This window comes from Streptomyces regalis (assembly GCF_001509475.1).
Lineage (GTDB): Bacteria > Actinomycetota > Actinomycetes > Streptomycetales > Streptomycetaceae > Streptomyces > Streptomyces regalis.
The window spans coordinates 22,465-35,784 of the sequence record NZ_LLZG01000118.1; the positions used below are offsets into that span (position 1 = coordinate 22,465).

12 protein-coding genes are annotated in these 13,320 nt (G+C 71.4%); 6 read left to right on the forward strand and 6 right to left on the reverse strand.

The genetic code is table 11. From position 1 onward, the window contains the following. Positions 1–18: 18 nt before the first annotated feature. Together ADL12_RS17655 and ADL12_RS17660 are read right to left on the reverse strand one after the other, a co-directional pair. Complete coding sequence (locus ADL12_RS17655) at positions 19–531, reverse strand: EF-hand domain-containing protein (RefSeq protein ID WP_062703540.1); 513 nt, start codon at positions 529–531, stop codon at positions 19–21. Between the two features lie 162 nt (positions 532–693). Beyond that, entirely contained in the window at positions 694–1,074 is a 381-nt protein-coding gene (locus tag ADL12_RS17660) for an STAS domain-containing protein (RefSeq protein WP_062703541.1), read from the reverse strand. Positions 1,075–1,431: 357 nt separating this feature from the next. Here ADL12_RS17660 and ADL12_RS17665 point away from each other — a divergent pair, with 357 nt between their 5' ends. Both ADL12_RS17665 and ADL12_RS17670 read left to right on the forward strand, forming a co-directional pair. After that, positions 1,432–2,016 carry a sigma-70 family RNA polymerase sigma factor gene (locus ADL12_RS17665; protein WP_062703542.1) on the forward strand — a complete coding sequence of 195 codons (585 nt, stop codon included), beginning with the start codon at positions 1,432–1,434 and terminating at the stop codon, positions 2,014–2,016. A gap of 137 nt (positions 2,017–2,153) precedes the next feature. Continuing rightward, positions 2,154–3,428, forward strand: a complete 1,275-nt coding sequence (locus ADL12_RS17670) for a maleylpyruvate isomerase N-terminal domain-containing protein (RefSeq protein WP_062703657.1) — start codon at positions 2,154–2,156, stop codon at positions 3,426–3,428. Positions 3,429–3,617: 189 nt separating this feature from the next. On the opposite strand, the gene purU is transcribed toward ADL12_RS17670, so the two are convergent. Both purU and ADL12_RS17680 read right to left on the reverse strand, forming a co-directional pair. After that, a complete protein-coding gene (gene purU, locus ADL12_RS17675) occupies positions 3,618–4,499 on the reverse strand; it encodes a formyltetrahydrofolate deformylase (RefSeq protein ID WP_062703543.1) in 882 nt (293 codons plus the stop codon). 47 nt (positions 4,500–4,546) lie between these two features. Further along, on the reverse strand, positions 4,547–5,047 hold the full coding sequence (locus ADL12_RS17680) for an SCO4402 family protein (protein ID WP_062703544.1): 501 nt from the start codon (positions 5,045–5,047) through the stop codon (positions 4,547–4,549). Positions 5,048–5,164: 117 nt separating this feature from the next. Between ADL12_RS17680 and ADL12_RS17685 the strand changes: the two genes are divergently transcribed. After that, positions 5,165–6,475 carry an ABC transporter substrate-binding protein gene (locus tag ADL12_RS17685; RefSeq protein ID WP_062703659.1) on the forward strand — a complete coding sequence of 437 codons (1,311 nt, stop codon included), beginning with the start codon at positions 5,165–5,167 and terminating at the stop codon, positions 6,473–6,475. Between the two features lie 14 nt (positions 6,476–6,489). Here ADL12_RS17685 and ADL12_RS17690 read toward each other — a convergent pair whose 3' ends face one another. Both ADL12_RS17690 and ADL12_RS17695 read right to left on the reverse strand, forming a co-directional pair. Beyond that, positions 6,490–8,259 (reverse strand): hypothetical protein, encoded by a 1,770-nt coding sequence (locus tag ADL12_RS17690; RefSeq protein WP_079052102.1) that lies wholly within the window; start codon positions 8,257–8,259, stop codon positions 6,490–6,492. Positions 8,260–8,460: 201 nt separating this feature from the next. After that, a complete protein-coding gene (locus tag ADL12_RS17695) occupies positions 8,461–9,846 on the reverse strand; it encodes an NsdA family TPR-like regulatory protein (protein WP_062703546.1) in 1,386 nt (461 codons plus the stop codon). Between the two features lie 317 nt (positions 9,847–10,163). Here ADL12_RS17695 and ADL12_RS17700 point away from each other — a divergent pair, with 317 nt between their 5' ends. From ADL12_RS17700 to ADL12_RS17710, 3 genes are all read left to right on the forward strand, one after another. Continuing rightward, positions 10,164–10,826 carry a bifunctional DNA primase/polymerase gene (locus ADL12_RS17700; RefSeq protein WP_107119944.1) on the forward strand — a complete coding sequence of 221 codons (663 nt, stop codon included), beginning with the start codon at positions 10,164–10,166 and terminating at the stop codon, positions 10,824–10,826. Positions 10,827–10,946: 120 nt separating this feature from the next. Next, positions 10,947–11,717, forward strand: a complete 771-nt coding sequence (locus tag ADL12_RS17705; RefSeq protein WP_062703551.1) for an ABC transporter ATP-binding protein — start codon at positions 10,947–10,949, stop codon at positions 11,715–11,717. Further along, positions 11,714–13,306, forward strand: coding sequence for a transporter (locus ADL12_RS17710; protein WP_107119945.1), 1,593 nt, complete (start codon positions 11,714–11,716; stop codon positions 13,304–13,306). The genes ADL12_RS17705 and ADL12_RS17710 overlap by 4 nt, the downstream gene beginning before the upstream one ends. Positions 13,307–13,320: the final 14 nt, after the last annotated feature.

Consider the following 13,320-nt stretch of genomic DNA (forward strand, 5'->3'; position numbering starts at 1 on the left):
GGACCAGCGGTGCCCATCTCACTCGGGCACGGTGAAGTAGCGGGCGAACGCGGTCACGACCTCGCCCTCGGCCACCTTGCCGTCGCTGTCCGCGTCGAGCGTGGCGGCGGCCGCCCGGGCGATGTCCTGCTGCACGCCGAGGCAGACGAGCACGCGCGCGGTGTCGGCGACGGTGGCGGATCCGTCGCCGTCGGAGTCGGCCACGGCGAGGGCGGCGTGCAGGAAGGGGCGGGCGATCTCGGCGAACCGGTCCGGGTTGTCCCGCAGCCGCTTGACCGCGCCGTTCACGAACTCCTCGCGCGTGATGCGCTGGTCGCCGTCCCGGTCCGCGATCCCGGCCATGCCCTGCCAGAACGCCTCCGCACCGATGTACAGGGCCTGGCCCTTGTCGGACCGGGCAGTGGTACCGAACTCCGCGAGCAGCGCCTTGGCCGCCGCGCTGAAGTCCTCCCGGTCGATGTAGCCGTTGCCGTCCTGGTCGAAGGTGGCGAACCGGCCGGCAATCCTGCGCTCGTACTCGCTGCTGACCATGTCTTATCGGGCCGCCTTACGTCACGTGGGGTGCATCTCGCACGGAGCGTACGACGCCGGGGGCCGTCCGGGCGCGGGAAAGCGGCGGTTGTGCCAAGACCGGGGGAATTTTGGGACAACGGTGTGGCACTTCGAGGGCTGGGTCGCCGCGGCCGTGAACGGTCAGGCGGACAGTGGCCGGGCGTCGGCCGCGACCGCCGCCGCGACGTCCGGGTAGACCTCGAAGAGCCGACGTACGCCCAGCGCGCCCAGGACCCGGTTGACGTGCGACCCGTCCGCCGCGCCCTGCGCCGGGAGTATCAGCCGCAGGCTGCCCTGGCAGGAGCGGATGAGGCGGCGGGCGGCGATGAGCACGCCGACGCCGCTGGAGTCGCAGAACAAGACCTCGGAGAGGTCGAGGACGAGGCTGTGGCGCCCCTCGGCCACCACGTCATGGATGTGCTGACGCATCACCGGCGAGGTCACCAGATCCAGCTCGCCGGACACCTGGAGCACAGCCCAGTCGCCTCGCTCGCCGCCGGTCACTTTCAACGTCACCACCACGCCCCTCGCAAGCCGAAACGGAAGCGATTCCTACGCTTCCTTGCAGCGCGGCTGCCCAGCGGCTGTTCCCTGAAACACCTTCCTGAAAACGGTGACCGATCAGAAGAGGCTTGTTTCAATCGCATTCGATCCTGTTCGATCGGTTCCGATCGCACGGTGCCCGGGTAACCGAGCGACTGCAAGGCCGCATGCAAGTCGAGTCAAGGAAGTACAAGATAGAACTAGCTCCACTACCACCCACTGCTCGTCGAGGGGCGCACATTGCGACAAAGGGGCGTGCGCTGTCAGACGTGCCGACTACATTCGGGGAGAAGGTGGACGCACGCTGGACAGGGACGGACCGGTGAGGGGGGCCGTATGGCGAAGAAGGACGCACCGCCCCGCTGGGACCGCAAGATGCAGCAGCGGCTCGCCCGCGGCGAGGCGGCCGCCCTCGGCGAGCTCTACGACCGTTTCGCCTCGCTGGTGCACGGCCTCGCCCACACCGTGCTGGGCGACGAGCGCGCCGCCGACCGCATCACCCGCGACGTCTTCGCACATGTCTGGGAGCACCCGGACACCTACGACCCCAGGCAGGGCCCGCTGCGTTCCTGGGTCGCCACGCTGACCCACCGCCTCGCCGTGCAGCGGCTGCGCGACACCGAGACCGCCGCCCTCGTCCGGGCCGGCCAGGGCTCCACCGAGGAGCTGGAGCGCAAGGTGCGCCACGCCTCGGTCGCCGCCCGCGCCGACTACATCGTCCAGTCCATGCCCGTCCCGCTGCGCGCCGCCCTGGAACTGGCCTACTTCCAGCGCCGTGACTACCGCCAGACCGCCGCCGACCTCGACGTCACCGAGGACGAGGCCCGCCGCCGCCTCCGCCTGGGCCTGCAGCTGCTGTCCACGGCCCACGACGCGGGAGCCGCCCCGGGGGCGCCGCCGGGATACGGGGGTGCGGTGTGAACGAGGCGGAGCGGTTCCCCGAAAAGGACCATGACCAGGACCAGCACGCCCAGGACAGCCACGACCAGGACAAGTACGACCCGAACAAGGACAAGGAGGAGTACGGCTCCGAGGACGCCACCCGCGGAGCCGGCGGTATGAGCGGCGGCAACAGTGACGACCAGCACCCCACCCCGGAGCCGAGCCCGGACCAGCCGCCCCGCATACCGCTCCCCCGCGCCTCCGTCGAGGACACCGGACGCCCCCTGCCCGCCCTGGAGAACCTCGGCGACCCGGCACCGCAGCCTGCCCCGCTCGTCCTCGAACACCGTGTCCTGAAATCGCTCCTCGGAGCGTGGGCGCTGGCCGCCTGCTCGGCGGAGGAGACGGCGGCCGTCGAGGAGCACCTCGGCGACTGCGGTGCCTGCGCGGACGAGGCACGACGGCTGCGCGAGGCCGTGGGCCTGCTGCATCCCGCCGAGACCCTCGACCTGGACCCCTCCCTGCGCGCCCGCGTCCTGGAGGGCTGCCTGGAGCGGCGCCCGCCGCGCATCCCGGTGCCCGAGTGGGCGACGCCGTACGACGCCGAGACGGCCCGCCTCGACGCCCTGCTGCAGGACTTCGGGGACGCCGAGTGGCACGCGCCCGTGCGGCTGCGGTGGTTCCGCAAGGACGAGCCGACGAGCCGCCGTACGACCGTCGCCGGGGTCATCGCACATCTGCTGACGGTCGACGGGATGGTGGCGATCGCGCTGGGCCTTCAGGACCCGCTGGGCGACGTGGCCGCGGACCGGCCGACCCCGTCCGCGCGCACCGAGGCATACTGGCGCGCCTCGCACTTCCCGCCGACGCGGGCCGTACGGGCACCCTGGCGGGAGCAGACCCACGACCTGGTCCGCACGGTGTCCTTCACCGGCGGCGGCACGGGCAAACTGTCCGTTGCGTACGGCGACTTCGAACTGCCGCTGCGCGACGCGATGCTGGACCGCGCCTTCGAGTGCTGGGTGCACGCGGAGGACATCGCCGAGGCGGTGGACTACCCGTACGAGGCGCCGTCCGGCCGCGATCTGCACCACATGGTCGACCTGGCGGCCCGTATGCTCCCCACGGTCCTGGCGGCCCGCCGCCGCGCGGGCCTCGCGGCGCCGTCACCCGGCCCGCACCGCCACCTCGTCCCTGCGGGCGAGCCCGGCCGCAGTCTCCGCCTGGAGATCGAGGGCTCGGGTGGTGGGCAGTGGCTGATCCCCCTGGACTCCCCGGCGGCGGTGGGCTCCGCCGAGTTCGAGGTGGCCCACGTCGCCCTGGACGGCGCGGAGTTCTGCCGGTTGGCCGCGGGCCACGTGTCTCCTGCGGAAGCTGCGGCCGGGCAGGTGGGTGACCGGGAGGCGATCAGGGATGTGCTGTTCGCGGCGGCGAGCCTTAGCCGGATGTAGGGGTAGGTTGCGGATTCGCGGGCGACTGCGGGTGGTTCGTGGTCGCTCGCGCCCACGCGGCGGAGCCGCAAATCGATACAGCCCCGCGCCCCTTGAGTACGTGCACTGGGCGTACCTCTAGGGCGCGGGGAACTGCGCGACCAGCCCACGATTACCCGCAGTCGCCCTACGACAAATACACCCGAGCTCTTAGGCGAAAACGACAGTCCGCCGCCCGTTCAGCAAAATCCGCCGCTCGGCATGCCACTTGACCGCCCGAGCCAGCGCCTGACACTCCACGTCCCGCCCGATCGCGACCAGCTGGTCGGGCGTGACGTCATGCCCGACCCGCTCGACCTCCTGCTCGATGATCGGCCCTTCATCGAGGTCGGCGGTCACGTAGTGCGCCGTCGCCCCGATGAGCTTCACACCGCGCGTATGCGCCTGGTGATACGGCTTCGCACCCTTGAAGCTCGGCAGGAACGAGTGGTGGATGTTGATGATCCGCCCGCTGAGCGCCTTGCACAGATCGTCGGAGAGCACCTGCATGTACCGGGCGAGCACGACCAGCTCCACGCCCTGCTCCCGCACGATCTCCAGCAGCCGCGCCTCCGCCTCGGCCTTGTTGTCCTTGGTCACCGGAATGTGGTGGAAGGGGATGTCGTACGACCCCACGAGCTCGGCGAAGTCGGTGTGGTTGGACACCACGGCGGCGATCTCCACAGGCAGCGCCCCGATCCGGGCCCGGAACAGCAGGTCGTTCAGGCAGTGCCCGAACTTGCTGACCATCAGCACGACCCGCATCTTCTCCTCGGCCCGATGGATCTGCCAGTCCATCTGGAAGGAGTCCCCGATCGCCGCGAAGCTCGCCCGCAGCTTGTCCACCGTCACCGGCGACTCCGCCGAGAAGTGGACGCGCATGAAGAACAGTCCCGTGTCGCGGTCGCCGAACTGCTGGCTGTCCTCGATGTTGCAACCGGTCATGAAGAGGTAGCTCGACACGGCGTGCACGATGCCCTGCTTGTCGGGGCAGGACAGGATGAGGACGTACTGGTCGGAGGGGACCGCGGCTCGGTCGGACTGCTCGTTCATGCAGCACAGGGTCCCATATCCGGGCCCCGCACCGGAGCGCCGTCCCGCTACGCGGACCGCGTCATGATCCGCAGCACCTCGAGGGTGCGCGGCGGAGCGTCCGGGTCCTCGCCGTCGGCCATGGCCATCCGGACGTGCGCGTCCCGCGCCGCCCGCACCGCCTCCGGCCACCCCTGGTTCTCGAGGTACGCGGAGACGGGCGCGTCCGGGCCGACCTGGTGCATGATCCGCAGCACGCGCAGCACGGCGGTGTCGACGAGCGCCGCCTCCTGCGAGTCCCGGAAGATCGTGCCGACGTACTTCTCGGCGGACCAGTTGTCCAGCCAGGTGTCCTCGACCAGGCGGTACACAGCGTCGGTGACGTCGCCGTATCCGTCGACGCCGGCCAGCCAGGCGTCCCGTTGGAACACCGGATCGGAGAGCATGTGCAGCGCGGAGCGCACATTGCTGCGCCAGCGCCACCACGGCATGTCGTTTACGGGCATGCCGCCCATGGTGGATGAGCGACGGCCGCGACGGGAAGAGTTCTCCGAACCTTGCACGGTCATCGATCGTACGTTCCCCGTCACACCCGCCCGACCGACCCCCGTAATTCACCTTCCCGTCACCACGTGATAACCAAAGGTCACGCCGGGGTTAGTGGTGTGGCGGAATCGTGCGTGACCATGACTGGCAGGCGACGCACCCGCAGCACCGTCCTCCCCACGATCACCAACCGGCCCGTCCGAGCCTCCGCACGTACCGCGGCGGCACTGGTGGCGTGTGCGTCGTTCGCCGTCGGATGCGGGGTCGTCCCCGGTACCACGGGGGGTTCCGGGGACGACACGATCACCGTCATGACCTGGGCTCCGGAGAACACCAACGCGACCAACAAGCCCGGCGTGCCGGCCTTCGCGCAGGCGTACGCCCGCTGGGTCAACGCCCACGGCGGCCTCGGCGGCCGCAAGCTCGAGGTCCTCACCTGCAACGACCACAACGACAGCGTGTCCGCGGCCAGGTGCGCCGACCGCGCGGTCGAGGAGAACGTCGTCGCGGTCATCGGCTCCTACAGCCAGTACGGCGACACCTTCCTGCCCTCGCTGGAGGGCGCCGGCATCCCGTACATCGGCGGCTACGGCGTCACCAACGCCGAGTTCACCAGCCCCCTCTCCTACCCCGTCAACGGCGGCCAGCCCACCCTCCTGGCGGGCCTCGGCAAGGAGCTGGCCCGCTCCTGCGGCCCCGTCGCGCTGGTGCGCCCGGACAGCATCGCGGGCGATGAACTGCCGCCCCTGCTCAACTCGGGCCTCAGGGCGGGCGGCCATTCGCCCTCGGCCGACCAGCTGGCCGAGGAGGACGCCACCGAGTACGGCAGCCAGTCGGCGCGGGCGCTGCAGTACTCCACCGACGACCCGACGGAGACGGGCTGTGTGGTGCCGGCCCTCGGCGACCGCAGCACCACCTTCATGGACTCCTTCCGGCGCTCCCGCGAGGAGTACCCCGACGTGCGCACCGCCACCGTCCTCGGCAGCGTCGACCAGACCGTGATCAACGCGAGCGGCGGGGCGTCGGGGCCGTACGAGGGGTCGTACATCACCGGCTGGTACCCGGTCGCGAGCGATCCGCGGTGGGACGGGATGAAGAAGGTGATCAGCGAGCAGGCCTTCGGCGACAACCGCATCGACCCCGCGGACGCCGGCGTGCAGACCACATGGATCGCGTACACGGTGTTCAAGAAGGTCGTCGAGTCGCTGGGCGACGGCGAGGTGACCGCGTCTTCTGTGCGGGAGGCTCTGAACAGGGGCCTGAAGGTCTCCACGGGCGGGCTCACGCCGCCTCTCCGGTGGAAGTTCCAGGACGTCCTGGCCACCGTCGGCTTCCCCCGTCTGGTCAACCGTGACGTGACCCTCCAGGTCGTACGGGACGGGCGGCTGGTGGCGGCCCGCAAGGGCTTCACCGACGTGACGAAGACGCTGCAGAACGCCGACCTGAACTGACCGCCCGGCCCTTACTACAGCTGGATCGGCCGGCGCTCCGTCAGGCCGTACTTCTTGGCGATCGTGTTCCACAGCTGCGCGGCCGTCTGCTTCTGCGCGCTGGCGGTGCCGCTGGCCCGGTCGCCGGCCTGGGTCTGGTTGGTGGACTGGGCCTGGCCCTTCTTGCAGAGCTGCTTCTTCTTGGCGGCGACCTGGTCCGCCCACGCCGCGTAGTGGTTGTCGGCGGACGCCGACGCCTGCCACGCCTTGGTCAGCGCGGTGGTCAGCGCGGTGTGGTTCGGTAGCTGGTCGACGGTGAGCTTGGACAGGTCGGTGACCAGCTGGTTGCGCTGCTTGGCCGCGCCGCGCAGGTCCGTGGCGGCCTGAGCGAGGTTGCGGCAGGACTTCACGGCGCCCACCGCGTTGATCACGGCGGTACGGCTGTCACCGCTGTCGGCCAGCAGCTTGTCCAGGGCGATCGCCTGCTGCTCGGCCGGATCGGCCGACGGGGAGGGGGAGCCCTCGCTCGCCGGGGCCGTGGCGGAGACGGGAGCGTTGTCCTCGCCGCCGTCGTCGTCCTTGCCCCCGCCGGCGAGCAGCGCGCCCGCGCCGATGCCGAGCACGGCGATACCGACGCCGACGGCTATGAGCGGCAGCCGAGAGCGCGTACGACCACCACCGCGGCCTTCCCGGCCGCCGTCGTCGCCGCTCGAGCCGGGCGGGAAGTACGCCGCCTGGTGCCCGCCGTGCGCCTGCGGTTGCGGCTGCTGGAAGCGCGGCATCTGCTGGGTGGCCGCGGCCGGGGGCTCGCCGCCCGGCTCGCTGCGGAAGAGGTTGTCGAAGTCGGCGAGCGGCTGCCGCTCGGCCCCTGCGTGCGGCGCGCCGAACGGCTGGCCGGGCACGGGCGGGATGTACTGCGTGGCCTCCGCGTCGGCGCCGGAAGCCGACGGCATCGGTCCGGCAGCGCCCTGCGGACCGGCGCCGCCTCCCTGCCGGACGCGCCCCAGGATCTGCGTGCTCTCACTGGGGGCCTCGGGCGGCAACGCCCCCGGCCCCACCGGCGGTATGTACTGCGTCGCCCCCTCGTCGGCTGCGGAAGCGGGGGATGCGGAGACGGGCGGTATGTACTGAGTGGCGCCCTCGTCCGCCGGAGGCAACGGGGCCCCGAAGCCACCGGCACCGGCGTGCGGGAGGGGCGCGGCGGCGGCGTGGTGCGCGGCGGGCGGCAGTGGCGCGCCGGAGCCCGGGGCGCCGTACGTCATCCCACCGGCGGGCGGCAAGGCACCACCCGGGCCAGGAGCGCCGTAGGTCTCTCCGCCCGCAGGCGGCAGCGGCGTCGACGAGGGGCCGCCCTGCCCGTACGGCCGCTGCGGCGCGGGCATCGGTGACCCGGCCGGGGCGTCATGGCCGTACGACACGCCCTCCGGCGGCAGCGCTTGGGACGGCGCGCCTCCGGCGGCATCCGGCGCCGCGCCCCACTGGGCGGGCGGCGGCGACTGGTACGGCTGTTCCTGCCCGCCCCAGGACTGGCCGGGCGGTGTCCCCCAGGACTGGCCCGGCGCGGCAGGCGGCGGGGTCGGCTGCTGGTGTTGCTGGTCGGGTCCCCAGGGGGTGCCCCAGGCCTGGCCGCCGGGCGGCGCCGAAGGCGGGGGTGCGGTCGGCGGCGTGGCCGGTACCGCCGTCGGCCGGCCGCCCTGCCCGCCCGTCATACCCGGCAGCAGCGGCTCACCACCGTCGGAGGGCAGCACGATGCCTTCGTGCGCGGGCCGCGCCGAGGGCTCCTCGCCCTGTCCACTCTGCGTCACCGGGACTCCTACTAATGGGGGACCTTGTGAATCGTCGGCTCACGCTACCGGCTCCTCCGATCCGCGTGCTACGCAGCCCAGGACGTGACCTGCATCGCTGTGACCGCCGTAACAGTCCGGTCCCCCATCCCCTACATACGCCCTCCTTCCGGGACCGGCGCCTTCATTTCCCTGCCGTTCACGCCCTCGTACCCCGTCGTTTCACGCCGCCGCCTGCAGGTCCAGCCGCGCCCCGAACTCCCTGACCACCGGCTCGTCCCGGAACGGCTCCAGCCGCTGCTGGAAGTCCTCCAGATACTCGGCACCCCGGTTGGAGCGCAGGGTCTCCAGGAGCTCCACGGCCTTCAGCCCGGTGTGGCAGGCCTGTTCGACCTCACGCTGCTGCAGCTGTGCTGTGGCGAGCAGCACATGACCGATCGCACGGCGCCGCGCCTTCGCCTCGGGGAGCCCTGCAAGGGACTCCTCCGCGCGTCGCGCCGCCGCCTCGGCCTGGCCGAGGTCGCGGTGGCAGTGCGCCAACTCGTCGGCGAGATAGGCCTCGTCGAAGTGCGCGATCCACGCCGGGTCGTCCCCGGACTCCGGATCCGCCGTCTCCAGCGCGGTCACCGCCCGCCCGGACGCCACCTGCGCGGCCCGCGCGTCGCTCATCAACGCATGCCCTCGCGCCTCGGCCGCATAGAACATCGCCTCCACGCGCGGGGGCACGCGCCCACGCGCCCCCTCCTGCGCCGCCCGCGCCAACTGCGCGATCTCACGCGGGTTCCCGAGTTGCGCGGCGAGGTGGCTCATGGACGCGGCCAGCACATATCCGCCGTAGCCCCGGTCTCCCGCCGCCTGCGCGAGCCGCAGCGCCTGGATGTAGTACCGCTGGGCGAGCCCCGGCTGCCCGGTGTCGATGGCCATGTACCCGGCGAGCTCGGTCAACCGCGCGACGGCCGCGAAGAGTTCCCGTCCCACCGCTTCCCGGTACGACCCGGCCAGCAGCCCGGAGACGACACTGTTCAGGTAGTGCACGACGACCGGCCGCACATGCCCGCTGCCGTACTGGTGATCAAGGTCTACGAGCGCCTGCGTCATCGCCCGCACGGCCGCCACGTCGGACTGCCCCACGCGCGGCCCCGCCGAGCGCGCCACCTGCGAGTCGGGCGACGAGATCAGCCAGTCGCGGCTGGGCTCGACCAGCGCGGACGCGGCGACGGACGAGCCGGACAGGAAGTCCCGCCGCCCGACGTCGCTGCGCCACAGCTCGCAGACCTGCTCGATGGCCCCCAGTACCGTCGGCGAGAACTGGAGACCGACGCCGGACGCGAGGTTCTTGCCGTTGGCCATGCCGATCTCGTCGATCGTGACCGTACGGCCCAGCTTGCGGCCGAGCGCCTCCGCGATGATCGCCGGCGCCCGTCCCCGCGGCTGCTGCCCGCGCAGCCAACGGGCCACGGACGTCTTGTCGTAGCGCAGATCGAGGCCGTGCTCCGCGCCGCACATGTTGACGCGGCGGGCCAGCCCTGCGTTCGAGCAGCCCGCTTCCTGGATGAGTGCCTGCAGCCGTTCGTTCGGCTGTCGCGCGACGAGAGGCCTTGCGGCCATGGCGTACCCCCTGTGGCTGCGGTGCCTGCCCACGCACCGAGTTGACGTGTCTTCCACCACCGAATCCGGCTCGGGGCACTGGCTGTGCACCGCAAGGTTCCGGCCGTGAAGATCAATGCCCCGTCGGCATACCGAAAATGCGAGGCTTGCGAGGATTGCCGGGGTAACGGCGGAAGCCGACCCCACAGGTGGTTACCCAGCTCGCGCCACGGTTCCTCCCACGCGCCCCCACACGTGCACCCATGCGCCCCAGATGAGGAATCGATGCTCCTCCCCCGCGCGCGCTACCCCCGTAACCCGAGGTGGGTGCGGGAGTTGTGTTCAGCGTGGAAGAGACGATCCCGGCCACCGAAGCCGCACAGATTCCGAAGCAGCGCGGCGAAACGCTGCTGGAGACCGCCGTTCGCTATGCCGAGGAGCGCCACTGGGACGTGTTCCCGGGGACCTGGTTGGAAGCCGTCGACGGCGCGCAGCTGTGCTCCTGCGGCGACACCGCGTGCCCCGCGCCCGGCGCGCACGCCGCACGCCCCGACTGGGCGACGCAGGCGACGGGGAGCGCGACGGTCGCGCGACGGATGTGGCAGAAGCAGCCCAACGCGTCGATCCTGCTGCCCACGGGGCGGACCTTCGATGCGATTTCCGTCCCGGAGACCGCCGGGTTTCTCGCCCTTGCCCGTATGGAGCGGATGGAGTTGACGCTGGGGCCGGTGACGTTGACGCCGGATCGTCGGATGCACTTCTTCGTGTTGCCGGGTGCGTCGGTGAAGCTTCCTGAGCTGGTGCGCAAGCTGGGGTGGTCGGTCGGGTCGCTGGATCTGGTCGCGCTCGGGGAGGGGGCGTATGTCGCCGGGCCTCCTACCCGGTTCGGGTCTCGGGGGGCTGTGCAGTGGGCCTGCCGGCCTACGCCGGCGAATCGGTGGCTGCCGGATGCGGAGGAGTTGATCTCGCCGCTTGCGTATGCCTGCGGTAGGGATCGTTAAGAGCGCCTTCTCATCTGCCTGGTTGCTGATTGACGGCGACTGCGGGTTGTTTGTGGCTTGTCGCGCCCACGCGGCGGAGCCGCATATTGAACACAGCCCCGCGCCCCTTAGGTTGGCTCCATGACGTCGGCCGTTAGCGTGCGTGGGCTCTGGAAGCGGTTCGGGCAGCAAGTTGCCGTAGCCGGGATTGATCTGGAGTTGCCCGCGGGGAAGTTCATCGGGCTTGTCGGGCCTAATGGAGCGGGGAAGACCACGACCCTTTCCATGGTGACCGGGTTGCTGCGGCCCGATCAGGGGGCCGTCTCGGTCGTCGGGCATGACGTGTGGCGGGATCCCGTCGAGGTGAAGGCGCGGATCGGGGTGTTGCCGGAGGGGCTTCGGCTCTTCGAGCGGCTCTCCGGGCGGGAACTGCTCGCGTACTCGGGGCGATTGCGCGGGCTTCCCGGGGCCGAGGTCGACAAGCGGGCCACCCAGCTGCTCGACGTACTCGATCTGGCGGGGGCCCAGCACAAGCTGGTCGTCGACTACTCGACCGGCATGCGCAAGAAGATCGGGCTCGCGGCAGCGCTCCTCCACAACCCCGAAGTGCTGTTCCTGGACGAGCCGTTCGAGGGCGTCGACCCCGTCTCCGCGCAGACCATCCGGGGCGTGCTGGAGCGCTACACCGCCTCCGGCGCGACCGTCGTCTTCTCCTCCCATGTCATGGAGCTCGTCGAGTCGTTGTGCGACTGGGTCGCCGTCATGGCCGCCGGCCGCATCCGTGCCCACGGCCCCCTGGCCGAGGTCCGTGGGGAGGCGGCCTCGTTGCAGCAGGCGTTCCTCGAACTCGTCGGCGCGAACGGCCGCGACGCCGTATCCGACCTCGACTGGCTGGGCGGCGGGGCCCGATGAGCACCGACGTCACGGGAGTCGTCGTACGGCTGAAGCTGTCCCTGCTCCGCAACGGGCTGCGGCAGTCCGGTGGGCGCCGGGCCGCCTACGTCGCCTCGGCCGTCCTCGTCCTCCTCTTCGCCGCGCTGCAACTCCTCGGGCTGATCGCGCTGCGCGGCAACGCGCACGCCGACTCCGTGGTCGTCCTGCTCGTCGCGGTGCTCGCGCTCGGCTGGACCGTGATGCCGCTGTTCTTCCCCGGTGGGGACGAGACCCTGGACCCGACGCGGCTCGTGATGCTGCCGTTGCGACCCCGGCCCCTGGTGCGGGCACTGCTCGCGGCCTCGCTGGTGGGAATAGGGCCGCTGTTCACCCTGTGCCTCTTCACCGGTTCGGTGATCGCGGTCGCGCGGGGCGGAGTGGCGTACGTCGCCGGAGTCGTCGCCGTCGTCCTCGCCCTGTTGGTGTGCGTGGCGCTCGCGCGGGCCGTCGCCGCGGCCAACATCCGGCTGCTGACCAGCCGTAAGGGGCGCGATCTGGCGGTGCTGAGCGGGCTCGTCATCGCGATCGGGGCGCAGGTCGTGAACTTCGGGGTGCAGCGGCTGGGTTCGGCGGGGCTCGGCCAGCTCGACCCGGCTGCGGATGTGCTGCGGTGGGTGCCGCCGGCGTCCGCGATCGGGGCGGTGGAGTCGGTGAGTGCGGGAGCGTACGGCGTCGGTGTCCTCCAGCTCGCCTTGAGCGCGGGCGCGTTGGTGGCGCTGATCGCCGTGTGGTCACGGCATCTGACGCGGCTGATGACCTCGCCCGACGGCTCCACGCTCCAGGCGGTCACCAAGGCCGCCGTACGGGAACGGACCTCGACGGGCCTCGCCCGCCTCCTGCCGGCCGGCCGCACCGGCACCGTCATGGAGCGCAGCCTGCGCTACATCTGGCGCGACCCCAAGACCAAGGCGGCCTGGGTGACCTCGCTCGCCATCGGCCTGATCGTGCCGCTGTTCAACGCCCTGCAGGGCACCGGCTCGATCTACTTCGCCTGCTTCGCCGCCGGAATGCTCGGCATCCAGATGTACAACCAGTTCGGGCAGGACACGTCCGCGTTCTGGATGGTCGCGATGACGATCTCGTCCCCGCGGGACGCCTGCGTCGAGCTGCGCGGCCGGGCGCTGGCGCTGCTGCTGATCACCCTTCCCTACGCCACCCTCGTCACCGTCCTGACGACAGCGCTCCTCGGCGACTGGAGCGAGCTCCCCGAGGTGCTGGGCCTGTCCTTCGCCCTCCTCGGCGCGATGCTGGCGACGGGCGCCTGGACGTCGGCCCGCTTCCCGTACTCCATCCCTCAGGAGGGCTACAAGAACGTCGCTCCCGGTCAGGCGGGCCTGGCCTGGATCTCGGTCTTCGGCGGCATGATCGCGGCGGCCCTGCTGTGCGCGCCCGTGATCGCGGTGACGATCTGGCTGAACGTGAGCGAGGACGGGGAGGCATGGACCTGGCTGCTGCTGCCGGTGGGCGCGGGGTACGGGGCGACGGTCACGTGGCTGGGTCTCCGGCTGGCGGCTCCGCGCACGGCGGCCCGCCTACCGGAGATCCTTACGGCGGTGAGCAAGGGCTGACGGTGGCCTCTTGG